At 67.9% G+C, this 25,096-nt stretch carries 18 protein-coding genes; 5 read left to right on the top strand and 13 right to left on the bottom strand.

The window, feature by feature from the left end; translation table 11 throughout:
* Positions 1-41: 41 nt before the first annotated feature.
* From C7453_RS01830 to C7453_RS01770, 13 genes are all read right to left on the bottom strand, one after another.
* The gene (locus C7453_RS01830) at positions 42-1,313 is read right to left on the bottom strand and encodes a hypothetical protein (RefSeq protein WP_114725492.1); all 1,272 of its coding nucleotides are present in this window, start codon (positions 1,311-1,313) and stop codon (positions 42-44) included.
* Positions 1,313-4,312 (bottom strand): glycosyltransferase, encoded by a 3,000-nt coding sequence (locus C7453_RS01825; protein WP_114725491.1) that lies wholly within the window; start codon positions 4,310-4,312, stop codon positions 1,313-1,315. The genes C7453_RS01830 and C7453_RS01825 overlap by 1 nt, the downstream gene beginning before the upstream one ends.
* Before the next feature lie 15 nt (positions 4,313-4,327).
* A complete protein-coding gene (locus tag C7453_RS01820) occupies positions 4,328-6,091 on the bottom strand; it encodes an SEL1-like repeat protein (protein WP_114725490.1) in 1,764 nt (587 codons plus the stop codon).
* A gap of 129 nt (positions 6,092-6,220) precedes the next feature.
* The gene (locus C7453_RS01815; RefSeq protein ID WP_114725489.1) at positions 6,221-7,654 is read right to left on the bottom strand and encodes an HlyD family type I secretion periplasmic adaptor subunit; all 1,434 of its coding nucleotides are present in this window, start codon (positions 7,652-7,654) and stop codon (positions 6,221-6,223) included.
* Entirely contained in the window at positions 7,651-9,831 is a 2,181-nt protein-coding gene (locus C7453_RS01810; protein ID WP_114726005.1) for a peptidase domain-containing ABC transporter, read from the bottom strand. Before C7453_RS01810 ends, C7453_RS01815 begins: the two co-directional genes overlap by 4 nt.
* Positions 9,832-9,946: 115 nt before the next feature.
* Positions 9,947-10,339: a hypothetical protein gene (locus C7453_RS01805; protein WP_114725488.1), complete on the bottom strand. Its 393-nt coding sequence runs from the start codon at positions 10,337-10,339 to the stop codon at positions 9,947-9,949.
* A gap of 68 nt (positions 10,340-10,407) precedes the next feature.
* Entirely contained in the window at positions 10,408-11,019 is a 612-nt protein-coding gene (locus C7453_RS01800; RefSeq protein ID WP_114725487.1) for a nitroreductase family protein, read from the bottom strand.
* 62 nt (positions 11,020-11,081) lie between these two features.
* Positions 11,082-11,912 (bottom strand): phosphoenolpyruvate hydrolase family protein, encoded by an 831-nt coding sequence (locus C7453_RS01795; protein ID WP_114725486.1) that lies wholly within the window; start codon positions 11,910-11,912, stop codon positions 11,082-11,084.
* A complete protein-coding gene (locus C7453_RS01790) occupies positions 11,899-13,122 on the bottom strand; it encodes a Tm-1-like ATP-binding domain-containing protein (protein WP_114725485.1) in 1,224 nt (407 codons plus the stop codon). Before C7453_RS01790 ends, C7453_RS01795 begins: the two co-directional genes overlap by 14 nt.
* A gap of 20 nt (positions 13,123-13,142) precedes the next feature.
* Positions 13,143-13,460 (bottom strand): putative quinol monooxygenase, encoded by a 318-nt coding sequence (locus C7453_RS01785; protein ID WP_114725484.1) that lies wholly within the window; start codon positions 13,458-13,460, stop codon positions 13,143-13,145.
* Positions 13,461-13,514: 54 nt separating this feature from the next.
* Positions 13,515-14,894: an aminotransferase-like domain-containing protein gene (locus tag C7453_RS01780; protein WP_114725483.1), complete on the bottom strand. Its 1,380-nt coding sequence runs from the start codon at positions 14,892-14,894 to the stop codon at positions 13,515-13,517.
* A 129-nt stretch (positions 14,895-15,023) separates the two neighbouring features.
* Positions 15,024-16,214, bottom strand: a complete 1,191-nt coding sequence (locus tag C7453_RS01775; RefSeq protein WP_114725482.1) for a hypothetical protein — start codon at positions 16,212-16,214, stop codon at positions 15,024-15,026.
* The gene (locus C7453_RS01770) at positions 16,211-17,326 is read right to left on the bottom strand and encodes a hypothetical protein (protein WP_114726003.1); all 1,116 of its coding nucleotides are present in this window, start codon (positions 17,324-17,326) and stop codon (positions 16,211-16,213) included. Before C7453_RS01770 ends, C7453_RS01775 begins: the two co-directional genes overlap by 4 nt.
* Positions 17,327-17,413: 87 nt before the next feature.
* Between C7453_RS01770 and C7453_RS01765 the strand changes: the two genes are divergently transcribed.
* From C7453_RS01765 to purF, 5 genes are all read left to right on the top strand, one after another.
* On the top strand, positions 17,414-18,670 hold the full coding sequence (locus C7453_RS01765) for a lipopolysaccharide biosynthesis protein (protein WP_114725481.1): 1,257 nt from the start codon (positions 17,414-17,416) through the stop codon (positions 18,668-18,670).
* A gap of 69 nt (positions 18,671-18,739) precedes the next feature.
* Entirely contained in the window at positions 18,740-22,246 is a 3,507-nt protein-coding gene (gene metH, locus C7453_RS01760; RefSeq protein ID WP_114725480.1) for a methionine synthase, read from the top strand.
* Between the two features lie 69 nt (positions 22,247-22,315).
* Positions 22,316-22,741: a phosphoribosyl-ATP pyrophosphatase gene (locus C7453_RS01755; protein WP_114725478.1), complete on the top strand. Its 426-nt coding sequence runs from the start codon at positions 22,316-22,318 to the stop codon at positions 22,739-22,741.
* A gap of 175 nt (positions 22,742-22,916) precedes the next feature.
* Positions 22,917-23,447, top strand: a complete 531-nt coding sequence (locus C7453_RS01750; RefSeq protein WP_114725476.1) for a CvpA family protein — start codon at positions 22,917-22,919, stop codon at positions 23,445-23,447.
* A gap of 88 nt (positions 23,448-23,535) precedes the next feature.
* Positions 23,536-25,077: an amidophosphoribosyltransferase gene (purF, locus tag C7453_RS01745; RefSeq protein ID WP_114725474.1), complete on the top strand. Its 1,542-nt coding sequence runs from the start codon at positions 23,536-23,538 to the stop codon at positions 25,075-25,077.
* The last annotated feature ends 19 nt before the right edge of the window (positions 25,078-25,096 follow it).

Raw genomic sequence — 25,096 nt, 5'->3', positions numbered from 1 at the left:
TCATCCCGTGGCCCGGTGCATGGGGGCAGGCGCGGGCCTGCTCACGTCTCCTGCCGGGATCGACGCCGCGCCACCATCTGCCGGCGCGCCTTCAGCAGGCCGACGCGCGACCCCGCCGCCTTGCGCCCGCGCCCCGGATGAAGGGCCTCGACAGGCACGACGGTCTCGGCCGGTTCGGCATTCTCCGGGGCCGGCCTGGCCGCCTTGCCCCGGCGTTTCGGGACGGGGGCGGCCGGGATCTCCCCCACCGGTTCCGCCTCGGCAGGCGCTTCCTCTGCCGTTCCAGCGGTTTTGACCCGGCGCTTCCGGGGCGTCCGTGGCGGCGCCTCCACCACGGGGCTAGCGGCCTCCATGGGGTCCAGGGGGCGATGGCCGGCTTTCATCTCAACCGCCGTTGCCGCTGCCAGCAGCGCCTGTTCCCGGTCATCGGGACGCTCAGCCACCGCCACGGGCACGATCTCGACGCGGAAGGCTTCCAGCGGCGCCGCGCTTTCGGCCTCGGCCACCCCGCCATCAGTCACCGGTCCCACCCGGCTGCCATCGGTAAAACTGGCCGAGACACGGCAATGATACCGGCCGGCGACCTGCGGCTTCAGCCGAACGCGCAGGCCCAGGATCGGCAGCGCCATGCCGCGACTGCCGCAGAACTGGCCGCCCGAGGCCCAGGGCGACAGCCAGCCCCGCCCCAGCACCGCCTGATATTCGATATCCTCGGCCGTGATCAGATGGGCCGGCGCAATGGCGAAACCCTCGATCCAGTTGCGGCTGCCGGGCGTGCCCATCCAGTCCATCAGCGAGGCCGCCACATCGCCGCGACGCTGGATATGCGCCGTCAGTTCACCCGCGGGGCGTTTTTTTGCGCCCTGGGGTTCCAGCTTCGGCTGCGTGGATGACGGGGCCACGGGAAAGGGCGGTACGGCGCCGGGCTGCGGCGGGACCATGGCAGGCGCCGGGCCAGCCACCGCCATATCGGCCAGACGCACCACCTGCAGGCGCGGCGTCTCGGCTATCCGGGCCGGGTCGTGATAGATCGTGATCAGGATCTGCCCCACCGTCCCCGGCACGCGGACCAATGCGGCGTTGCGCGCCGCCCCCAGCCAGCCCTCGTCATCGAACGTCGCGATCCCGACCCCGGCACCCCCCGGCCCCGGTGCGCGCGAGATCCGCACGCCCGGCAGATCCGTACCGGTCGGCGCCGCGCCGCCGGCGGCGTGGAAGATGCAATAGAGGCCCGCATCCAGCGTCATCAGGCGGCCGGCGACCTTCAGGTCCGTCATCTGGGCCGGATTGTCCATCGTCATGCTGTCGGGCATCAGCGGGCCTTCCGTCGTGGAGCGAGGGAACAAGACGCGGCGTGGTGCGCCGGCAGGCGGTCGACTGGGTGCACGGTCGCGATCTCCCTTTTCTCCCGGCGGCGCGCGGTGGCCGCCCCGATCTGCCCATAAGACAGGAAAAACGTATTCAATTCGTGAATGGGCAGGTCGGGCGGCAACACGGCCCCCCAGCCGGTGCGTCGTACCCGCTCGGCCATGGCCCCCAGGTCGAAGACCACCGCACGCAACCCCGCACGCCACGCCAACCCCAGCGCGAAACACCAGGTCTCGGGCCAGATCGACGGCAGGAAGGCCAGGTCCGCCCGCTGCGCCACCAGCAGCGCGACGCCGTCGCTTTCCTCATAAGGGCCGGTGACGAACACCCGGCCGGTGGCCATCAGCGCGTCATCGTCGGGCGTATGCCCCACCACGATAAATTCCAGGCCCAGCCCCCGCGTCGCGGCGTCCTGCGCCGCCGCCAGAAGTACGCGGTACCCTTTCTCGACGCCGATCGCGCCGGGCACCGCCACCCGTATCCTCTGCCCCGGAACCCGCGCCAGTGTTGCCGGCGGTGCCACCACCCGGTCATCCGCCAGCGCGGCCACGCCGATGGCAAGACCGGGAAAGGCCCGCTGCATGCGTCGGGCCGTATCATCGGAGGGTGCGAGAATCTCCCCTGCCCCGCGCAGTACGGCTTCCGACCGGGCGCGATAGGCCGACAGGCGTGCGGGCACCGGGCCGGCGCCCTTCAGCAGGCTGCCCCCTGTTTGCAGGCAGGCCGCACATCCCGCCGGCTCCGGCCCCCCGCAATAGCGGCCGGACGCATCCACCAGCGCGACGCGGGGGCAGAACCAGACATAATCATGAACATGCACCGCGTAGGGCACACCCAGCCCGGCAGCCAGCGTCGGCGCGTCGATTGCGTGCCCCAGCCCGTGGTGCCATTCCACCCGCTGCACGCCCGACGCGCGCAGCACTGCCAGCAGCAGGTCCCAGTCCGCAGGCAGGCGAAAGCGTGGCATGGCGGACCACGCGCCGCCCGCCCCATCCTCCAGCCGGCACCCATCGGGTGTGGGCCGCAGCAGCACCGGCCGCGTGCCCTGGGCGCGCCACATCCGGGCGCGGTCCCGCACCACCCGCTCCACGCCGCCACCCTGATCGTGCGTGACCAGCAACACCGCATGGCGCCAGCCGGCCCCACCACGCTGCCAGCACACCAGGGCCAGCCGCCGCCGGGCAGCGAACAGCGGATCGACGACGGCATGAGCGGCAACCAGCGCGCCATAGCCGGGATGCAACCGGTCCAGGATCGCCAGATTGCGCCGCAGCAACGCCGGGCGGGCGGCGCCGAAGGAAGCACTGCCCGCATGACCGACAAATACCCCGGTGGCCGCGACATGCCGCCAGCCCGCCCCGGCGACGCGGCGGCAGAACTCGTTTTCCTCGCCATAACCCTGGGCGAAGAGGTCGGCGCGGAACGGCCCAGCGGCGGCCAGGCAATCATGGCGGATGAACAGGCAGAATCCATGGCCGGTCGGCACTTCGACCGCCTGCCCGCCATTGGCCGCCCGCGCCGCCGCCATCAGGCGCCGCACCGTTTCCAGATCGGGCATCCGCGTCGGCGCGTCATCGGGCAGCGCATCGGGGCCGGGCCAGGAAAAAAGGCTGGCACGGTTCGACAGTGGCGTGACGGTGCCGATATGCGCCGCGCCATAGGCAATGTCGGCCAGTTCCGCCAGCCAGCCCCCGGCGACCAGCGTGTCGCTGTTCAGCAGCACGACATCCTGCCCCGCCGCCGCGCGCATGCCGTCATTGACCGATTGCGGAAAGCCCAGGCGACGGGCGTGACGGATCAGACGGATGGCGCCCGCCTGCGTGCGCCTCTCCAGTTCCGCCGCCAGAGCCGGGTCCGGCGTCGCGTCGTCGACCACGAACACCGGCACTGCGTCCCCCACACTGGCCCGCACCGAGTCCAGACACGCCAGCGTGCCGGCACGGTCGCCAAACACGGGAATGACGATGGCGAGCCCGGCCCGGCATGGCGGCACCGCGGGCGGGGGGCGGACACGCCCCTCACCGCCGGGCGCCACCAGGGGATGCACCGCCAAAGGACTACCCATCAGGTCGCTGCCATCCGGCCCTTCCACATGCAGTGGGCCGGGCGGCAGATCCGCCGCCGCCACGGCAAAGCGGCGCGGCCGGGCCAGGGGCAGGAGACTGTCCGCCTCCGGCGCGGGCTCGGCGGCCACGAGGCGTCGGATCGTGCGTCCCCACGCGTCGCGGATATGCAGGGCCGGCGCCTGCTCCGGGTCCGATGGATGCCAGGCCCAGCCCGACAGGCCGTCCGGCCCTGCCTCCACCAGCCCGTCGATCCGTTGCAGCGCCGCCGGCTCCAGCGGACTGCCCAGGAGCGGCACGCCGCCGCCCAGAACCACCACCTGCCGCGCCCGACGCCACCGCACAGGCAGGATCATGCCATCCGTCACGCCGGAGACCGCCCGGCCGTCGATCAGCACCGTCACCGCCGACGCGCCCAAAGACAACCGCCCCGACACCGAAAGCCCGCACCAGCCCGGCCGCCCGGCCAATGCCGCGAGCCGTGCGAACAATGCCTCCATGTCACCGGGCGGCGCGTGGCGGGACAGGGCGTGCTGCCCGGCGGCGATCGCAGCCGTGTCCTCGCCCGCCATCAGCAGGGCGGCGGCCAGGGCAACCCAACCCTCGGGGAAATCGAAACGCGCGGTCAGCGTGCGCAGCATATGCGCGGCCCCCCCGGCATCGCCGTCGCGCAGCCGCGCCATCGCCAGCGGAAAGGCCACCACGACGCTCTCCGGCGCCAGACGATGCGCGCGCTCGTACCAGGCCCGCGCACTCCCGGCATCGCCCGTTTCCTCGCAGGCCCGTGCCTGGCGAAAGGCCGATTGGGCTTGGGCATCGGCCCAGACCTGCCATGCCGCGCGATCCTCCGGCGTCGTCCGCCCACGCGCGGGCGGCATCATGCGTCCCGCCACCCCTCAGCCCGCCCCGGCGCCGGCCACCGGTCCTGCCCCCAGCCGGGCCAGTTCGGCCGCCGCATCCGGCACGCCCTGCGCGGCGGCGCGTTCCAACCACAACCGGGCTTCGGCCGGGTCGCTCATGCCAGCCAGTCCGCGCAGCAGATAGCGGCCCAGCATCAACTGACCCAGCGCGTTGCCCCGTTCGGCAGCCATGCGGAACCAGTGCTGGGCCTGCGCCCGGTCCACCGGCACATCGTGGCCGCCACCCAGCAACGCCCCCAGCGAGAACATCGCATCGACCTGCCCCTGTTCGGCCGCCGTCCGATAGAGCGCCGCCGCCGTCGGATGGTCGCGCGGGCCTCCACGGCCGGTCAGCATCAATTGCGCCAGCGCCACCTGGGCATCGGCCATGCCGGCCTCGGCCGCGCGCGCGATCCAGCCCCGCCCCGCCGAGAGATCGGGCGCGCAGCCGCGCCCTTCCAGCAGCATGCGGCCATACCAGTATTGTGCGTTCACCACCCCATCAGCGGCACGCAGCATCCACGCCGCCGCCGCCTGTTCATCGCGCGCCATCCCCAGCCCGTGGGTCAGGCAGATGCTGAAATTGAAGGCCGCGACCGGGTCTCCGGCCTCGGCCGCATGGGCGAAATACTGCCCGAGGTCGCGCCGGTCCTCCTCCGACACATCCTGGTCCAGCAGCAGATTGCCCAGATCGGCACCTGCCCGCCCGTCCCCCAAGGCCGCAGCCTGGCGGAAGCAGCGCGCGGCCTCGGTCACGTCACGGGGCTGCCCAGCCCCCGTCAGGGCCAGCATCCCCAGCGCCCGCCAGGCCGCCCCGTGGCCCGCCGAGGCGGCGCGCCGATACCACAGCGCGGCCTCGATATAGTTCGGCGGCAGGTCGCCGCCGCAGGCATAAAGGTCACCCAGCAGCGATGCCGCCTCGCGATCGCCGGCCAGGGCGGCACGACGCAGCCAGCTTTCCGCACGCGCCGCATCGCGCGTGCAGCCCCGCCCTTCCAGCAGGGCCAGACCGAACCGCGCCTGGGCCGCGCGCACCCCGGCCTCGGCCGCGCGGCCATACAGCGCGGTGGCCGACGCGATATCCCGCGCCACGCCCTGCCCCCGTTCGGTAAGCGCCCCCAGCGTGAACAGCGCCGACCCCAGCCCGGCCCCGGCCGCCACGCGCAGGGCTTCCGCCGCCCGCGCATGCCCAGCCTCGTCGCGCGCCGCCCGCATCCACACCAACCCGAGCCCCAGATAGCCCTGCGGGCAGCCGGCGGCGGCGGCGCGGGAAAACCAGCCCTCCGCCGCCTCCACATCGCGCATGTCGGCCGGCCCATCGGCGAGAATATAGCCATACAGCGCCTGCGCATCGGGCGATCCGGCCTCCGCCGCCAGGAGGGCCCAGCGGGCGGCGGAGACCGGATCGGGCACCCGATCGCCCGGCGTCTCGGCCACCAGACGCACGCCCTCGTCCGCCGCGCCTTCGCGCGGCAGGCCGAACAGATAGAGCGTGCCCAGCACCATCCGGGCCTCGACCCATCCGGCCTCGGCGGCGCGCCGCATCCAGCGCGCGCCCTCCACCAGGCTGGGTGGCACGCCGGTGCCATCCAGATAAGCCCGGCCTACCCGAAACTGCGCCTCCGGCACCCCGGCCTCGGCCACGCTGCCCAACAGCGCCACCCCGGCCACCACCTCCCCGTCCTCGATCAGCCGCAAGGCATGCGCCAGGCGCGCCCGCGGCGAAAACCGCGCGCCAAGAGCGGAAAGAATCCGCCTCATGCGGCGCACCGGATCTGGCGCATGGCCTGACAAGGGCTTTGCCCTTGACCCACCAAAGGGCGGTCGCCCTTTGGAAACCCGGTCAGGGGGCGGGTGGGATTGCCGGCCATCCGCGTTTGCGGGCCGAAATTATGGTTCGCGCATGCCATCGGTTAGCGCCGGCACCAGGTGATTCATCAGATACTGCATGATGGTGCGACGGCCGACATGGATATCGGCTTCGACCGGCATGCCGGGCTGTGCGTGGAAGAACGGCGGCACGCCATGCAGCGTGTAGCGATCGACCCGCACCCGCGCGCGATAAAAGGCATCCATCCCGCCGGCATCGGCCGACTGCGCTGGGGCCGGCGAACCTGGGGCGCCGCGCCCGCTTTCTCCGGCGGCGAAAGAATCCGCGCTGATCACGCGCACCGTGCCTTCGGCCCCGCCATACTGGGTGTAGGGAAAGGTCGCGAATTTCAGCAGCACATGATCTCCCGGTCGGATAAAGCCGACATCGGAACCCCGGATCGCCGCCTCGACCTCCAGCCCGCTATCGACCGGCACCAGCGTCATCAACTGCGTGCCCGACTGCATGACCGAGCCGACGGACAGGGCGGCGATGCTCAGTACCACGGCATCGCGATCGGCGCGCATCACCATCATGCTGTGCCGCAGCCCCGCCTTGCGGGCTTCGTCGCGCGCATCGGCCAAATGGTGCTGGGCGGTCGCGAGATCCTCGTAGATCGTGGCTTTCCAGTTCTGCACGAAGCCATCGCGTTCCGCCGTCACGGCCTCCAGCTTCGCGCGGGCGCCATCGGCGGCCTGATGGGCGGCAATCTGGGCGCGCTCCACCTCCATGAGGTCGTTCTGGGCCGAAAGCGTGGACAGGCGGCTGCCCACCTGGTCCCGTTGCAGGCGCAGGCGCATGGCATGCACGCTGGCCGCCACGCGGGCGCGGGCACCATACATCGCGGCATCGGCCAGGTTACCCTGCATGTCGCTGCGCGCGCCGGCAATCTGCTTGTCGTAGTTCTGGATGCGCGCGGTCAGTTCGGCCCGGCGCCGCGCGAAAGCGGCGGCCTCCTGCATCGCGGCCGGGTCTTCGGGATCGGGCGCATAATCCCGCCCCTCGGCCTCGGCCGTCAGGCGCGCGGCGCGAGCGGCGTAGGCGCCGGCCTGCTGGCCCATGTCCTCGACATCAGCCCCGGTCAGGGTCGGGTCCAGCCGGGCAAGGATCTGCCCCTTGTGGACGAAATCGCCCTCATGCACGTCGATGGTGCGGATAATCGCGGTTTCCAGCGGCTGGACCACCAGCGTCGCCTCGGTGGAGACCATCCGCCCCTGCGCCGCCACCACCTGATCGAGCGGGAAGACCGACATCACGATCACCCCCATGATCGCCAGCGCCGAAACGATCCATGCCAGATAGAGCGCCGAAGCGGTCGGCGGCAGGTCGATCAGCGCCATGCTGGGCGAATGAAATTCCAGCAAGGCGCGGGGCATGTCGCGATCGACGGTCTCGGGCAGCACGTAGGCTTCGACCGCATCGGACTCCGGCGGCACCAGCGGGGGTGTCGTCATGGCGCGTCTCCTTCGGCCAGCATCGCCGCCGGATGGGCATGCCCCCGACCGCCCGCCTCATGCCGGTTCTGCTGCTGCCACAGCGAACGATAGATCGCGCAACGCTCCAGCAGGACGGCATGCGGGGCGATATCGACCACCTGCCCCTGGTCCATGACGCAGATCTGGTCGCAATCGACCAGCGAGGACAGGCGGTGCGAGACGATGACCATGGTGCGCCCGCGCGCGATGCGTTGCAGGTTGGCGTTGACGACAGCCTCGCTCTCCGGGTCCAGCGCCGAGGTCGCCTCGTCCAAAATCAGCAGTTTCGGGTCGCAGATCAGCGCGCGGGCAATGGCCAGTCGCTGCCGCTGGCCGCCGGAGATGTTGGTCGAGCCTTCCTCGATCCAGGTTTCGTACCCGGCCGGCATCCGCTCGATGAATTCCTCCGCCCCCGCCAGTCGGGCGGCACGGATCACGTCGTCCAGCGTCAGGCCCGGACGCCCGGCGGTGATGTTGTCGCGCACCGTGCCCCGGAACAGGAAATTGTCCTGCAACACCACGCCCAGCGACCGGCGCAGATGCGTCAGGTTGATCTCGCGCAGATCCACCCCATCCAGCCGCAGATAACCGGTATAGGACCGGCTGACACCCTGGAGCAGCCGGGTGACGGTCGATTTGCCCGAACCGCTGCGCCCGACGAGCCCCAGCGTGCTGCCGGCCGGAACATCGAAATTCACCCCCGACAGCGCCCGCGTGGTCGCACCAGGATAGGTGAAATACACGTCGCGGAACGACAGGGCGCCATGAACCACCGGGCGCAACCCGGTCGTGAGCGCCTGGCGTTCGGTCGGCTGGTTCAGCACATGTCCGGCCTCGCCCAGCGCGGTGCGCACCTCGCTGAGGTCGTCCAGCAGACGGGCCAACCCGACCAGCGGCGACGCGACGCGCCCGCCGAGCATCATGAACGCCATCAGCGCCCCCGCGCCCATGTCGCCATGATGCGTCAGGATCAGCCACGCACCGACCAGTATGATCCCGCGATTGATGAAGATGTCGAACGGCTGGGCCACGGTTGCGGCCATGTTGCCCATGCGCCCCGCGGCCAGCCCCCACAGGGCGGACTCGGTCGAGCGGTCGTCCCAGAGCTGGCGCCTTGTCTGTTCCAGCGCCAGTGTCTTGACCGTGCGGATACCTGCCACCGTCTCGTACAGCACGGCACCGCGAGCCATGTCGGCAGCCACCTTGCGGCCGACCAGATGCCCGACCGGCCGCATGAAGCCGAACACCACCAGGCCGATGCAGCAGGCGGCGGCGATGGTCATCCAGGCCAGCGGCATGCTGAAATAGAACAGGAACGGCAGCACGACGACCAGCGTGAACAGGTCCAGCACCGTGTTCATCAGCTTGCCGGTCATGAAATCGCGCACCTTGTAGATGGCGGATACGCGGCCGATCACCTGCCCCGCCTGCTCGCGCTCGAAGAATTCCAGCGGCAGGGACAGCAGGCGATCGAACACCAGCAGCGAGATCCTTGTATCCAGTCGCGTCGTCACCACCAGCGCCAGTTCGCGCCGCGCATAGGCCAGCAGAACCTCGTAAAAGCTCATCATGCCCAGGATCGCGGCAATCGAGATCAGGGTGGAAAACGAATGGTAGCTCACCACCTTGTCGACCACCTGCATGACGATCAGCGGCGGAAAGATCGCCAGCACGCTCAGCACCATCGACGACAGCAGGATATCGCGCAGCAACCCCTTCTCGCGCAGCGCCATGCGGCCCAGCCACGCGGCGTTGATCGGCGCATCGGCCTCGCTCTGGTCGCGGCGGCGCTTGACCAGCAGCACGTCCCCCGTCCAGACCTGCGCCAGGCGCAGTTCATCCAGCGGCACGGGGGGCGTGCCCTCGTCACCCAGCGGGTCGCGCAGCCACACCACGCCCCGATCCGGGTCTCCCGCCACCATCAGCCCCGCCGAGCCATCGCGAAACATCAGGACGATCGGCGGCACGTTGCGCAGCCGCACCAGGTCGCGCCAGCGCAGGCGCATGCCCCGCGCCACAGCGCCGCACTCGTTCAGCCAGCGCGCCAGCGCCGCCGGCGAGGGCGCGACCTCGCCGGGCTCGGCGACGAAATCGCGTACATCCACCGACAGGCCATGGAAGCGCGCCGCCGCGACCGCCGCATAAAGGCGGATCATCGTCGGCGTCGGCCGCGCCCCTGTCCCCTGATCTGCCCCCTGATCTGGCTGCGCCACGGATCGTCCTTCGCTGGTGCCGGTCAGGCGACCCTAAAGCGGGAAGACGAATGGACGGTTAATGCGCAGGCGTGTTCGTCATCGAAAGCCAGAGAGGGCGATAGCGTGCCGCCACCACGCGGTTAGCCTCCAGCGCCTGCCGCGTGCCTTCGCGCAAAGCGGCGGGCACCACCACGATGACCCGCGCGAACCACGGGCGCTGGCCGGTGACACGGGCACGGAACAGATCGGCCAGCATGGCGGCAATCGCGCCGTCCGGCGTACAGCAGACGCATCCTCCGCCATGCGCAAAGGGCGAGGACGCCGGCAGCACAAGCTGATCGAGCCATTGCCCGTCCCCAACACCCGAGCCCGCGACTCTCAGCACCAGCGTCTTGCCGTCGCCCGGCAGGCGGGCAAAGGCGGTATCGTCCATCAGGTCCAGTGCAATCCGCTCGTCGTCACCGCGCATGATGGTCCTCCACCCCCGTCCCCCGCCTTGATAGACGAAAGCAGGCGGGGGCGGCAGACTTCCTGCAATCAGGAAAAACGGTTCGCGAAGATGATGTCCTTCTCAGGCATGATTCCACCCGTCGGATACGGGGCGGCCGCCGCCTTGCCGATGGCGACGAACATCACGATCTCATGGTCGGACGGCAGCCGGATCAGTTCCGCCACCGCTGCGAAATCAAAGCCATCCATCGGGCAGGTCGCATAGCCCATGCTTTCCGCCAGCAGCATGATCGCACCGGCGGCCATGCCGCAGGAGCGCATGCCTTCATCCCGCTGCACCTGCTCGCGCCCGCGATAATACTGGTCGATCGCCCCGACCATGAAATCGCGCACCGACTGGTCCGCATTTTCCCAATACCGCTCAGGCTCTTTTTCCCACGCCCTGATATCGGCGCACAGCACCAGCAGGGCCGAGGCGTCCGTCACCTGCGGCTGGTCCCACGCCACCGTGCGGATCTGCCGGCGAAGGTCCGGATCGGTCACGACCAGAAAGCGCCAGTTCTGGATATTGAACGCGGTCGGCATGCGCCGCGCGAGGCCGAGGATGGTGTCCAGGTCGGCATCGGGCATGCGATAAGCAGCATCGAAAACCTTGGTTGCCCGGCGTTTGAGGATGGAGGCGGCAACATCGAGGCCCATCGCGGTACCATCCTTTTGTACAGGTCCGCTCTCGGCGGAGGCTGGTTCGGGAAACACGATGCTCACCGCGTCATGGCCTTGAAGTTGCGCGTCTGCGCGACCAGCGCGGTTTCGGTGGGCAGGCGCTCCATGCTCGATGCACCATAGAAGCCGTGGCAGTCAGGGCAGGCATCCAGCACCGTCTGCGCATCGGCCGGCATCGCGATCGGCCCGCCATGGCACAGGAGAATGACATCATCACGCACGCTCTTCGCGGCATCGGAAATTTCGTTGATCAGCGCAATCGAATCCTCCAGCGTGAAAGCCGTCTCGGCACCGATGCTGCCGCCGGTCGTCAGCCCCATATGCGCGACGAGGATATCGGCACCCGCACGGGCCATATCCTTCGCCTGCGCTACATCGAAAACATAAGGCGTCGTCAGCATGTCCTTGCGGCGCGCCCGCGCCACGACATCGACCTCCAGACTATAGCTCATGCCCGTTTCTTCCAGGTTCTTGCGGAAATTGCCGTCGATCAGCCCTACTGTCGGGAAGTTCTGGATGCCGGAGAAACCGACACGGCGCAGGTCGTCGAGAAACACGTCGAAATCCACGAACGGGTCGGTGCCGTTCACCCCCGCCAGTACCGGCGTGTCCGGCACCACGGGCAGCACCTCGCGCGCCATGTCCATGACGATCTGGTTGGCATTGCCATACGCCAGGATACCGGCCAGAGATCCGCGTCCGGCCATGCGATAGCGGCCGGAATTATAGATCACGATCAGGTCGATCCCGCCGGCAGCCTCGCATTTCGCCGAAAGGCCCGTGCCGGCTCCTCCGCCGACGATGGGCTTGCGCTCCGCGATCAGCGTGCGCAGGCGGCCGAGGATGGCGTCACGTTCAATTCTGGGCATGGGGCTGTGTCTCCTTGAAAAGGGTTTTGAAGTCCGTCGCCATCGCGCGGGCAAAGGCGGGGTCGTTCAGGGTGCAGGGCAGGCTGATGACACGCCGCCGCGCCGTCTGCCGGAGCGTCGCCAGCAGCGCGTCCCGAAATGCCGCATCCGCCTCCTGGTCGTAAAAAGGCTTCCCTGGTCGGTCGAGTTCCGAAAATCCGTTTTCGGGATAATAGAACCGCACCGGCCCGTCGCACCGGTTCAGCCGCTCGCCGATCAGCCGTCCCATCTCGCGGCATTCGTCCGCCGTCGTACGCATCAGCGTGATGAAGGGATTATGCCGCACGAAAACCCGATCGCGATAATGGTCCGGCACACTCTCCATGGTTCCGAAATTGACCATGTCGAGCCCACCACAGCTTCCCACATACGGCACGCCCGTCCGCGCGATCGCCTCCAGCCGTTCCGCCCGGCAGGCGAAGATCCCGCCCGCCACGAAATCGCAGAACTCGGTGGTGGTGATATCCAACACCCCACGGATCACCCCCTGATCGACCAGCCGCTCCATCGACCGCCCGCCCGTGCCGGTCGCGTGAAAGACAAGGCTTTCGAACGACTCCCCCAGAACCCGCACCGCTTCGGTGACGCAGGGCGTCGTCACGCCGAACATGGTGATGCCGACAGCCGGATGCCGGTCGGCATCCGGCGATGGACGGTACCGCGTCATGCCCGCCATGGCGTTGGCGGCATTGGTCAGGATGCTCCGCGAAATGCGGTTCAGCCCCATGAGATCGACAACCGAATACACCATGGAAAGATCGACATCGCCGACATAGGGCGCCACGTTGCCCGAGGCGACGGTCGAAACCAGGATCTTCGGCAACCCGATGGGCAGCGCCTGCATGGCGGGGGCCACGACGGCAGCTCCACCGGACCCGCCGATCGCCACAACCCCGGCCAGATTGTCACAGGCCGGCAGAAAGCGCCGCAGGGCCTCGGACATGGCTGCGATGGCCCGGCCGCGCTCGCCGCAGAAGACCGCCGCCGCGCCCTCGGGGTGATAATCGGCCACCAACCGCGCGGCAATATCGACGCAGTCCGGCGACGTGCCGCCGGTGCTGACATCCACGATCCGGCCGCTGACGCCCCGATCGGCCAGGACGCCGCGCAGGAACAGCAATTCGTCAGACTTCGTGTCCGCCGTACCCAGGATATAGACGTGCGACGCCATGACGTGCCTGCCCCCCGTCATCAGGACAGGCTGTCGACATCGCCCAGCAGGGTCACTTGCAGAGACCCGGCCATCCCGTTCCCGAACAGCGCCTTCAGCGCCAGGAAATGCGGCAGTTGCTCATGCTCATGGATCGCTGCCACGCTCCGCCACCGCTCGATGAATACAAAATGCGACGGATCGTCGAGATCCCGCCGGCAGGTATAGGCCAGGTTCGTCGCCTCCTGCCGCGACGCCTTCACGCAGGCGGCGATCACCGGCAGCGCCGCGTCCAGATGGCCGGGATTGATGTGAAACGCCGCGACCACCGTCACGACGCCCCGCTGTTCCTCGTGCATGACCTGCCTCCGTCACGGATGAACGTGGCGGGACCCTAACAGGGCGACACACTTTCAGGATATCGTCATAGTGTCACGAGACACTTTTCCCGCGCTATCGGCACAGGCCCGCCTGACCCGGGCCAGTGCTTCCGGCAGGGCGCGGAACGTCACGTTGCCGAACGCCAGACGCACCCCGGTGTCCTGCACGCCCTCACCCCCCAGAAAGGCGTCAGAGGGCGGCAGCGCCACGCCCAGGCCCTGTGCCTGCGCCACCACCCGCGCCGCCTGCCCGGCCGGTAGCGGCAACCAGGCGTGGAAGGCATGGCTGGCGGGCTTCACGACGCATGTGCCCAGCACGGACAGCACGAGATCCTGACGGCGCACGGCTTCGGCATGCAGGGCGGCGCGCACGCTCTCCGCCGTTCCGTCCTGCATCCATTGCGCCATCATCGCGTAGGAGAGCGGAGCGATCATGAGGGAAGACGCCAGAAGCGCCGGCAGACATGCCTCCGCATACCGGTCAGGCGGGATCAGCGCGCCGATGCGCAGGCCAGGGCTCAGGATTTTCGACAGGCTGCTGACATGGAACGTCCGTTCCGGCGCCAGCGTCATCAGCGCGGGCCGCGCGGAATCGTCCCGATGAACATACACGGCGTCCTCGACGATCAGCGCATCGAACCTCCGGCACAGTGCCACGATGTCGCGGCGTCGGCACAGATCCATCGTCGCCGTAGTCGGATTGTGCATCTCCGGCGTCAGATAGACGATCGCGCGTTCTCCACGCCGGCGCGCCAGAATGGCTTCCAGCGCGGCGGGCTGCATGCCGTGCTCGTCCATGGCGGCAGGGCAAATCGGCAGCCCGGCCTGACGCATCGCGCCCAGCATGCCGGGATAGGTCTGCGCCTCGGCCACGGCATAGGACACATGCTGCCGGGCGACATGGACCGCCACGTTCAGCGCCTGCTGCGCGCCGCCGGTCAGCAGCAGCCGGTCCGGTGCCACCGCAACCCCCATTCCCGCCAGCCAATGGGCCATGATCCGCCGATGTTCCAGATGCCCGGCCACGGGGGGATAGATGTTGAACAGGCCCGGATCGACATGCTTCGCCAACCGGTTGAGCGTGCGGGCCAGGGCGCGGTCGCTGAACATAGGCGGCGGCATGTTCGTCGCAAGGTCCATCATGGGCCCCGCCGCATCATGCCGCACGGCGACGAAGGTGCCGCGCCCATGCACGCTGCGCACCAGCCCCCGCCGCTCCAGGATAGCATAGGCCCGCGTCACCGACCCCACGCCGATCCCAAGCTGCCAGGCCAGGGGCCGATGGGCGGGCAACCGCTCGTCCTCCCGCAACACACCGGACAGGATATCGCCGCCCAGCGCCTCGGCCAGGCGCTCGGCCGGAGACGCCATGCCGGCCGCCAGATGAGGGGCCCAGGATGACTGACGGCGCACCGCGATGGCTCCTCCAAGGGGATGACAGGCCTCTATCGTCCGACCGGCGTGACCCGGACGGTATAAAAGCCCGCCTCCGTCCGCAAGGCGACACGGCCTTCGCGGCTACCCCGCCAGCCGGGAAGGCGGTTACAGGGCTTTCTGGAGCATCGGCGCGTCCGAAGGACAGGCGGCCGGGGGCGCCGCCCCCAGGAACTGCCTGATCGCATCCGCCGCCCTGCGCGAAGACGGGACGCCGGACATGCTGAACGTCTCCCTGAACGCTTTGGACTGAAGGCCGGCAAACCCGCCGTTACCGGCCACGGCACGCGCCAGCGCACCCGGCAGACCGGACACGTCGTCGATCACCTCGCCCAGCGACCAATGCGCGTAATCCGGATTGGCCTTCCATGCCGCATCATGCGAATTGATGAAAATGCAGGGCCGTGGCTTGTAGATCCACTCATAAACCTGGCTGCTGACATCCCCGAGATAGATATCGGCGGCGCGCGTATAAGTCATGTCCGTCGATAGGGTGCTGCCGATGTCGACATGGATATGCGGCGCGTCCAGGAAGCGACACGGAATCGCCTTGCGCAGCCGCATGCGCCGATGTTCGAGCGACGCGTGCAGCCGCCGTTTGAACAGCATGACATGCGGCGCGAAAATCAGATTGAACCTGTCCTGCCCGGCAAAATATTCGAGCACCTCCTCGCCCATCTTCCCCCACGACGACAGGAGCGGATCGAAATGGGGATTGTACAAGACGGTCGGCCGATCGTTACCGAAGATGCGCGGCGCATGCTCGAAATCCACGGTATCGAACTTCGGATAGCCGACGACCGCATGATTCTCCGGCGAGATCAATGCGCTGCGCAACATCCTGTCGCGCACCTTGTTTCCCGACAGCAGGACGAAATCGAACAGGCGGGTCACTTCATGGAACCCCACTGACCGGTCTCCCGCCCCATGCGGCAGGTAGATCAGCTTCAGATCGCCCAGTCCCGGCTGGCGCTTCAGTCGCGTGGAGGTCGTTTCCGGCACTACCAGCGCGTCAAGATCTCGGAAAAAAGGAGAATTTTTCCGCAGGATCGCCAGGCGCCGAAACGGAATCACCCCCAGCGCCATGATATTCATGATATCCGCCGCGCGGGAAGTCGCGAGCCGGACGAAACGCACCGGCAGGCCGGCCGGGATGAAATCCCGCGCCCGGCTTTCCTGTGCGGGGCTGGACGTGAAAACCGACACATCGGCACCCGACGCTACCAGTTCCGCGATGATCGGCGCCGTATGGGGGATCTGGTGCAAGGCATCGTGATTGAAGAGAAAACCGATTTTCATGTCCGCAGAATGTCCCGAATAATCGTCGCGGCGCGTCGCGCGGCGCCTGGAGAGCGATCTCCCAGGGATCGGCCCGCCATGTCCTCCTGACGCGCGCGATAAAGCGCATGCCGCGCCTCGGCGGCCCTGATCGCGGGCAGAAGATCATCCGGCGTCTCGACGACGTCGCCCAGGTGCCAGTGCTGGAAGCTCGGATCGTCCCGCCAGGCAATATTATGCGCGTTCAGAAAGACGCACGGTCTTGGCGTGTTCAGAAACTCATAGACCTGGCTGCTGACATCGCCAACATAGATATCCGCCGCGTTCGTATAGGTCATGTCGACACACTTGTTGGACCCGCTATCGACCAGGGTCGTCGCATTGCCCAACCCGTTCCACCGATCCCGCACCTTCTGGCTGCGGCGGCGGAACATCTTCGTATGCGGCGCAACGATCAGGTTGAACTCCGACTGATCGGCGAACTGCCGCAACATCGGTTTGACGAACCGCCGCCAGGACGACAGGCCGCGCGCCTTGTGGGCATTATAGAGAACGGTAGGCCGGGCCACAGGAAAAAGAGGACCATCGCCATGCGGCAATATGTCGCATGTCTCCAGCTTGACCGAACCGATCACCGCATGATTATCGGGTTTGATCAGGTTGGAGGCAAGCATCCTCCGGGCCGATTTCTGCCCCGGCAACAGAACGTAATCAAACGACCGGACCTCCTCGGTAAAACCGCGAGCCCGATCGCCGCAGCCATGCGGAATATAAATGAGCTTCGGCCGGGTGATTCCGAGCCGCCGCGCGGAGGCGACCGTATCCTCCACCGTTACAATCGCATCATATCGGTTGAGCATCGACGCGTTGTCGCGCAGGACCATGTCCTTGAACATGCCCAGCGTGCGGATTGACTGCATCACGACCGTCGGCATAGACCGGCGCAGGCGATGACAGGGGATTTCGGCTCCTCCCATGGCCTGGCGAACACGCTCGAGGTGATAGGGCGTCTCGGGGTCGTTGTAGAAGCTCGTCACCCTCACGCCGTCATATTTCGCCAGTTCGAGAGCGATCGCTGCTGCGTGATAGCATTGATAGGATTCGGCAATGTACAGGAATGCGACCTCGACCATGCTCCGACGCATAGGGCATAGGCATATAAAGAACAAGAGCTTCTGACATTGGTAGAAAACAAGCAGGGTTCGCTCAAACGAGCACTGATGAACGTCTCCTGGCTACTGGCAGGCAAGGGTGTCGGCGCAGTACTCAGCCTTATTTATTTGGGATTGGCCGTACGGGTACTCAAAAGCGAGGGCTTCGGTGAATTCACCCTCATTTTCGGCACCGCGCAGTCCGTCGCCGCGATCGTCAGCTTCCAGACCTGGCAGATCGTCATCCGTTACGGCGCGCACCACCTGCTGGCCGGGAATGAAGGCGCCCTGACACGCCTGATCGGCTTCTGCCTGGGGCTCGATATCGCCGGCGCCGTGGCTGGCTGCCTGATCGCATGGGGGGGCGTCACGCTCCTGCAACCGCTGCTCGGCTGGTCGGACGGCCTGTCCCACGCCGCGCTGGCCTTCTGCTTCGTACTCCTGCTGTCCATTCGCTCCACGGCGGTCGGCGTCCTGCGCGTGCGCGACCGCTACCGTGTCGGCGCGATGGCCGACGCGGCGACACCGATCATGCGCTTCGTGGGCGCGGTCGCGGCGGTACTATGGGCCCCCACGGTCATGGGCTTTCTTCTCGCCTGGGCAATCGCCGACATCGTCACGGCCGTCATCTACTGGGTCTGCGCGCAACAGGTCATGCCGGGTTTCACGCGTGCGATAACGCTGCGCGCCTTCCGGTCCGCGCCCGACGAGAACCCCGGCATCTGGCACTTTGCCTGGCTGACCAACCTGAATTCGATCGTCGGCACCGGCTGCAACAACATGCTCGTCCTGGTGGTCGGCGTCGCGACCGGTGCCGCCGATGCCGGTCATTATCGCCTGGCTTACCAACTCAGCCAGGCGCTGGTGCGGGTGTCGGAAATGTTCGCCCGCGCCGTCCTCCCGGAATTCGCGCGTTCGCACGCGACGGAGGACCGGGCCAGCATCCGGCGGCTGCTGGGGCGCTCCACCCGGCTGGCCGTCGGCAGCACGGCCATCATTCTCGTCATGCTTTTCGCCTTGGGGCAGCCGGTGCTGCACCTTATGGCGGGCAAGGAATCCGTGGGGGTTTTCCCGCTCCTGCTGGTGCTGGGCATCGCCGCCGCGCTGGATCTGATCGGCGTCAATTTCGAACCGGCCCTGCTTGCGATCGGCCATGCCGGACGGGCGTTGCGGGTTCGCCTCATACGCACGCTCGTGCTGTTCGCCGGGCTCGGCGTGTTCATGCCGCATTTCGGCACCATGGGCGTCGCGGTGGCCATGGTCATGTCCTCGCTGCTCGGCCTCATGCTGCTGGCGGCGGCGGCATGGCGGGCCGTCCGGCCATAACAGGCTGGACACGCGGCCGCGCTGGGGCATAACACCTGCTTCCCCTTCCGCCCGGATCGCAGGATCACGATGACCGCTCGCCCCCATCTTCTCGACGCCCTCCGTGACCAGGTCCTGCTCTGCGACGGCGGCATGGGCTCGCGCGTGCAGGTGCTCGACCTTGATGTCGAACGCGATTACTGGGGGCAGGAGAACTGCACCGAGATCCTGAACCTGTCCCGCCCCGAACTGGTGCGCGAAATCCATCGCGGCTATTTCGAAGCCGGCGCGGATATGGTGGAAACCAATTCCTTCGGCGGCTCGCCCATCACGCTGGGCGAATTCGGCCTGACCGACCGGGCGCGCGAGATCAACCGCACCGCCGCGCATCTGGCGCGCGAGGCCGCCGAGAGCTTCGCCGACGGCCGCCACCGCTATGTGATCGGCTCGATCGGTCCGGGCACCAAGCTGCCCTCGCTGGGCAATATCGACTATGACACGCTGGAAGCCGGCATCGCCGAACAGTGCCGCGGCCTGATCGAAGGCGGCGTCGATGCGCTGCTGATCGAAACCTGCCAGGACACGCTCCAGATCAAGGCGGCGGTGAACGGCGCGAAGATCGCCCGCGCCGAGATGGCTACCGACACGCCCATCTTCGTGCAGGTCACGGTCGAGACCACCGGCACCCTGCTGGTCGGGCCGGACATCGCGGCGGCGGCCACCGCCATCCACGCGCTGGACGTGCCGCTGATGGGGCTGAACTGCGCCACCGGCCCGCAGGAAATGGCCGAGCATGTGCGCTGGCTTGCCACCAACTGGCCCGGCATGGTCTCCATCCAGCCCAATGCCGGCCTGCCCGAACTGGTCAACGGCCAGACCCACTACCCGCTCTCGCCGGCCGACATGGCAAGCTGGGTGGAACGCTTCATCACCGAAGACGGCCTGAATCTGGTCGGCGGCTGCTGCGGCACCTCCACCCCGCATATCGCGGCGCTGGACGCCATGCTGCGCCGCCGCGCCGAGGGCACCGGCCGCCACCGCCCCGCCCCGATCGTGCGTCGCCCGGTCTGGATTCCCTCGGTCGCCAGCCTCTACACCCAGGTGCCGTTGCGGCAGGAAAACAGCTATTTCTCGATCGGCGAGCGCTGCAACGCCAACGGGTCCAAGAAATGGCGCACCCTTCAGGAAGAGGGCGACTGGGACGGCTGCGTCGCCGTGGGCCGCGAACAGGTGGGCGAAGGCTCCAACGCGCTGGATATCTGCACCGCTTTCGTCGGCCGCGACGAGATGTGCGAGATGAACGAGGTGGTGACCCGCTTCACCGCCTCGGTCAACGCACCGCTGGTGATCGATTCCACCGAAACGCCGGTCATCGAAGCCGCGCTCAAGCTCTATGGCGGCAAAGCGATCATCAACTCGATCAATTTCGAGGATGGCGAGGGCCACGCGCACGACCGCATGCTTCTGGCCCGCAAGTTCGGCGCCGCCGTGGTGGCGCTGACGATCGATGAAGTCGGCATGGCCAAGACGGCCGAGGACAAGCTGCGCATCGCCACCCGCCTGGTGGAATTCGCCTGCGACCGCCACGGCCTGCCGCAGTCGGACCTGATGATCGACCCGCTGACCTTCACCATCGGCACCGGCGTCGAGGACGACCGCAAGCTGGGGCTGTGGACTCTGGAGGGCATCCGCCAGATCCATGAGCGTTTCCCCGATATCCAGATCGTGCTGGGCCTGTCCAACATCTCTTTCGGCCTGAACCCGGCGGCGCGCGCGGTGCTGAACTCGGTGTTCCTCGACCACGCGGTGCGCGCGGGCATGACGGCGGCGATCGTCCACGTCTCCAAGATCCGCCCGCTGCACCTGATCCCGGCGGAAGAGGTGAAGGTGGCCGAAGACCTGATCTTCGACCGCCGCACCGAGGGCTACGACCCGCTGCAAAAGCTGCTGGAGCTGTTCGCCGACCGCAAGGCCAGCGACGCGGTGAAGAAGGTGCGCGCCGAAACGGTCGAAGGCCGCCTGAAGGACCGCATCGTCGATGGCGACCGCAAGGGGCTGGAAGCCGATCTCGACGAGGCGATGCAGACCATCCCGCCGTTGGACATCATCAACACCATCCTGCTGGACGGCATGAAGGTGGTGGGCGAACTGTTCGGCGCCGGCAAGATGCAGCTCCCCTTCGTGCTCCAATCGGCCGAGACGATGAAGGCCGCTGTCGCGCATCTGGAGCCGCACATGGAGCGCGTCGAGGGCCAGGCCCGCGGCATCATCGTGCTGGCCACCGTCAAGGGCGACGTGCATGATATCGGCAAGAATCTGGTCGATATCATCATGACCAACAACGGCTACCGGGTCATCAACCTGGGCATCAAGGTGCCGGTCGCCGACATGATCGCCGCCGCGCGCGAACATAACGCCGATGCGGTCGGCATGTCGGGCCTGCTGGTCAAGTCGACGGTGATCATGCGCGAGAACCTCGAAGAGATGGCCCGCCAGGGCGTCGACCTGCCCGTGCTGCTGGGCGGTGCGGCATTGACCCGCAATTACGTCGAGGAAGACTGCGCCGCCGCCTACGGCACCGACGGGCGGGTGGCCTATGCCCGCGACGCATTCGACGGCCTGTCGCTGATGGACCAGGTGGCGAAAGGCGAGTTCGACAACTACCTCGCCGCCGTCCGCTCCCGCCGCGCCGGCAAGGCCACCCGTTCGCGGCCCCGCGACATGGAGCAGCAGGAGCAGCGCGGCTTCGGCCCCGTCGACGTCGCCGCCGCCCGCGCCCGCCGCCACCGCCTGACGCAGGGCGAGCCGACCATCACCCCGCCCTTCTGGGGCTCCAGGGTGCTGGAAGCCACGCCGGATGCCGTGCTGCCGTTCCTCAACGAGCGGTCGCTCTATCAATTCCAGTGGGGCTTCCGCAAACAGGGCCGCTCGCTGGACGATTTCATGGGCTGGGCGAAACAGGAACTGCGCCCCGTGCTGCGCCGCATGCTGGCGCTGGCGGCCGAGCACGACATCCTGCGGCCCCAGGCCTCCTACGGCTACTGGAAGGCAGCGGGCCAGGGCAACGACCTGATCCTGTTCGCCGAGGACGGCACCACCGAGGTGGCCCGCTTCGCCCTGCCCCGCCAGCCGCGCGAGGACGGCGCCTGCATCGCCGATTTCGTGCGCGACGTGGACGACGAAGCCCGCGACGTGATCGGGTTGCAGGTCGTCACCGTGGGGCAGAAGGCGTCGGACATGGCCCGCGAATGGTTCGAGGCCAACCGCTACAAGGATTACCTCTATCTGCACGGGCTTTCGGTCGAAATGGCCGAGGCGATGGCGGAATATACCCACAAGCGCATCCGCGCCGAACTGGGCTTCGCCGCCGAGGACGATCGCGACATGGCGAAGCTGCTCCAGCAGGGCTATCGCGGATCGCGCTACTCCTTCGGCTATCCCGCCTGCCCCCGTCTGGAGGACCAGGAGCCGATCCTGAAACTGCTGGATGCCGAGCGAATCGGCGTGTCGCTGACCGACGGCTACCAGTTGCACCCCGAGCAATCGACCTCGGCCCTGGTGGTCCTCAATCCGCAGGCGAAATATTTTTCGATCTGACGCAAGACCGCCATTTGCCGTCGTCGCGCGATGTTGACCGCATGATCCCCCCCCCGGCATCATCGCGGGATGGCACCTTCCCCCCCTCCACCGCCGGATGACGACACCCCCGCCGCGCCCGAGGCACGGCAGGCGGTCGAGGCCCTGTGGCAGGCGCTGTCGCAGGATGCCGCTCAGGCGCCCCCTCCCACGGAGCGCGACATCCGCCGCCTGACCCGTGCCTTCGGCGTGCATGGGGACCATTGCGTGGTGGGGCTGATCGCCGGCGACAGGAGCCAGCTCATCCGCGAGAGCGCCCATGTGCTGACCAGCCTGATGCGGATCTGGGCAGCACGGAACCTCTCGGCCGGCGCGGTATGGACCGAACTGGACCGCCGCACCCAGGTCGGCGAATTGCTGATGATGCTGAACAACACGCCGCATCGCCGTGCCGGGCGGTCGGCCGGGCGCGCCCTGGGCCGCCCGTGGAAGATCCAGTCCACCAAGCTGCCCTGATGGCGGGGGTGCGATCTTTCCTTTGGCACCGGAGAGGGACGGGTGGCATAAGCGCGCCAGGGTCGCGCCTCGGAAGCTGTTTCATGACGGCCCGCCACAGCACAAGGACAGTTCCGCCCCTCATGTCTCGGGTTCCTTTTTTGCCAGTATCCGGCCCGGTGGCCGATCCCGGTCCATGAACGGGGCCTGGGTGGATCTGGCGGCGGCACTGGTCGTGCTGGCCTCGGCGGTGTTCGGATGGGCGCGCGGCCTGGTCCGCGAAATCCTGGGTCTGGCGACCTGGGCCGGCGCGCTGGTCCTGGCCCTGCGCTGGATGGACCCGGTGCATCAGGCGCTCACACCCTGGATCGACAATCCGCTGGTTGCCACCGCCGCCGGCTTCGTCTTGCCCTTTATCGGGCTGCTGATCGTCTTCACGCTACTGGCCCATATTCTCGGCCAGCTCGTCCGCGATTCGGTTTTCGGGGGGCTGAACGGCATGCTGGGCCTGCTGTTCGGTGGCCTGCGTGGCTATGTTCTTCTGGCCGCGCTCTACGTCGCGGTAGCGACGGAAGTGGCCCCGATGGATTGGCCCCAACCGGTGCAGGACGCACGGGCAACCGCTTTCGTTGCACGGGGGGCCTTCTTTCTGAGCGGACTCCTGCCCATTTCCATGCAGACACGCCTTGCGCAACCGATGCAGACGGGCCATGACGCCCCGATATGACCCCTGAACGGGGCCTTTCCCCTTCGCCTCCCTGGGGCCTGCCCAGGGTCTTCGCCCGGTCACAAGCCGAGGAAAGAGAGAACTGATCATGCCGATCCGCCCCACTGCCCCGCAGGCCGCCACCTCATGCAGCCCGGCCGCCGCGTGTCCGTCGGGCCACCGCGACGACGTGCCGCCGCAGTGGCACGACGACGACAAGCCCCATGAGGAATGCGGCGTCTTCGGCGTCTGGAACGTCAACGATGCCTCGGCGCTGACGGCGCTGGGACTGCACGCGCTCCAGCATCGCGGGCAGGAAGCAACCGGCATCGTGTCATATGACGGCGAGCGCTTCCACACCCACAAGGGGCTGGGGCTGGTCGGCGACGTGTTCGGCGACGCACGGGTCATGGCCACCCTGCCCGGCCACCGGGCGGTGGGCCACAACCGCTACGCCACCACCGGCGCCACGCTGATCCGCAATGTGCAGCCGCTCTTCGCCGATTTCGAGTTCGGCGGCCTGGCGGTAGCGCATAACGGCAACCTGACGAACGCCGAAACCCTCAAGCGCGCCCTGATCCGCCGCGGCTGCATCTTCCAGTCCACGACCGATAGCGAGGTGTTCATCCACCTGATCGCGATCTCGCTCTACGCCTCGGTGATCGACCGGCTGATCGACGCACTGAAGCAGGTGCTCGGGGCCTATTCGCTGGTGGTGCTGTCACGCGAGGCGCTGATCGGCGTACGCGACCCGCTGGGCGTGCGGCCGCTGATCCTGGGCCGCATCCCCGGCGAGACCGAGTCCGCCCCGCCCTCATGGGTGCTGGCCAGCGAGACCTGCGCGCTGGACATCGTAGGCGCGGAATTCGTCCGCGACGTCGAACCGGGCGAAGTCGTCATCATCGACAATGACGGCGTGCGGTCGGTCAAGCCCTTCGGCGAGCGGACGGCCCGCTTCTGCGTGTTCGAATATATCTATTTCGCCCGCCCGGACTCGGTGCTGGACGGCGTGCCGGTCTACGAGGCGCGCAAGCGCATCGGCGTCGAACTGGCCCGCGAAAGCGGGGTCGAGGCCGACGTGATCGTGCCGGTGCCGGATTCCGGCGTGCCCTCGGCCATGGGCTATGCGATGGCCAGCGGCATTCCCTTCGAACTCGGCATCATCCGCAACCATTATGTCGGCCGCACCTTCATCGAGCCGACCGACCAGATCCGCCATCTGGGCGTCAAGCTGAAACATTCGACCAACCGCCCCGTGCTGGACGGCAAGCGCGTGGTGCTGGTCGATGATTCGATCGTGCGCGGCACCACTTCGCGCAAGATCGTGGACATGGTCCGCGCGGCGGGCGCGCGCGAGGTGCATATGCGCATCTCCTCACCGCCGACCACCCATTCCTGCTTCTACGGCATCGACACGCCCGAGCGCAGCAAACTGCTGGCCGCGCGTCACGACCTGAAGGAAATGGCCGAGCTGATCGGCGTGGACAGCCTGGCCTTCATCTCGTTCGACGGCCTGTATCGCGCCCTGGGTCATGAGGGGCGCGACGCCGCCGCCGGCCGCTATTGCGATGCCTGCTTCACCGGCGACTACCCGATCGCCCTGGTCGATTACGAAGCCGCCGGCGGCGACCCGCATTCCGACGCCGCGTGATCCCCTGCCGGGCCTGAGG

The sequence above is a fragment of the Gluconacetobacter liquefaciens genome, assembly GCF_003350405.1.
In the GTDB taxonomy this organism is placed as follows: domain Bacteria; phylum Pseudomonadota; class Alphaproteobacteria; order Acetobacterales; family Acetobacteraceae; genus Gluconacetobacter; species Gluconacetobacter liquefaciens.
The sequence above is the reverse complement of the archived record's forward strand: the minus strand, read 5'-3'. Positions and strand labels throughout refer to the sequence as shown.

What these genes read in the sequence shown, in the direction of transcription:
- C7453_RS01830 (WP_114725492.1), bottom strand. Translation starts at nt 1,313, where the DNA reads ATGCCCGACAGCATGACGATGGACAATCCGGCCCAGATGACGGACCTG.
- C7453_RS01825 (WP_114725491.1), bottom strand. Translation starts at nt 4,312, where the DNA reads ATGATGCCGCCCGCGCGTGGGCGGACGACGCCGGAGGATCGCGCGGCA.
- C7453_RS01820 (WP_114725490.1), bottom strand. Translation starts at nt 6,091, where the DNA reads ATGAGGCGGATTCTTTCCGCTCTTGGCGCGCGGTTTTCGCCGCGGGCG.
- C7453_RS01815 (WP_114725489.1), bottom strand. Translation starts at nt 7,654, where the DNA reads ATGACGACACCCCCGCTGGTGCCGCCGGAGTCCGATGCGGTCGAAGCC.
- C7453_RS01810 (WP_114726005.1), bottom strand. Translation starts at nt 9,831, where the DNA reads ATGATCCGCCTTTATGCGGCGGTCGCGGCGGCGCGCTTCCATGGCCTG.
- C7453_RS01805 (WP_114725488.1), bottom strand. Translation starts at nt 10,339, where the DNA reads ATGCGCGGTGACGACGAGCGGATTGCACTGGACCTGATGGACGATACC.
- C7453_RS01800 (WP_114725487.1), bottom strand. Translation starts at nt 11,019, where the DNA reads ATGGGCCTCGATGTTGCCGCCTCCATCCTCAAACGCCGGGCAACCAAG.
- C7453_RS01795 (WP_114725486.1), bottom strand. Translation starts at nt 11,912, where the DNA reads ATGCCCAGAATTGAACGTGACGCCATCCTCGGCCGCCTGCGCACGCTG.
- C7453_RS01790 (WP_114725485.1), bottom strand. Translation starts at nt 13,122, where the DNA reads ATGGCGTCGCACGTCTATATCCTGGGTACGGCGGACACGAAGTCTGAC.
- C7453_RS01785 (WP_114725484.1), bottom strand. Translation starts at nt 13,460, where the DNA reads ATGCACGAGGAACAGCGGGGCGTCGTGACGGTGGTCGCGGCGTTTCAC.
- C7453_RS01775 (WP_114725482.1), bottom strand. Translation starts at nt 16,214, where the DNA reads ATGAAAATCGGTTTTCTCTTCAATCACGATGCCTTGCACCAGATCCCC.
- C7453_RS01770 (WP_114726003.1), bottom strand. Translation starts at nt 17,326, where the DNA reads ATGGTCGAGGTCGCATTCCTGTACATTGCCGAATCCTATCAATGCTAT.
- C7453_RS01765 (WP_114725481.1), top strand. Translation starts at nt 17,414, where the DNA reads ATGAACGTCTCCTGGCTACTGGCAGGCAAGGGTGTCGGCGCAGTACTC.
- metH (WP_114725480.1), top strand. Translation starts at nt 18,740, where the DNA reads ATGACCGCTCGCCCCCATCTTCTCGACGCCCTCCGTGACCAGGTCCTG.
- C7453_RS01755 (WP_114725478.1), top strand. Translation starts at nt 22,316, where the DNA reads ATGGCACCTTCCCCCCCTCCACCGCCGGATGACGACACCCCCGCCGCG.
- C7453_RS01750 (WP_114725476.1), top strand. Translation starts at nt 22,917, where the DNA reads ATGAACGGGGCCTGGGTGGATCTGGCGGCGGCACTGGTCGTGCTGGCC.
- purF (WP_114725474.1), top strand. Translation starts at nt 23,536, where the DNA reads ATGCCGATCCGCCCCACTGCCCCGCAGGCCGCCACCTCATGCAGCCCG.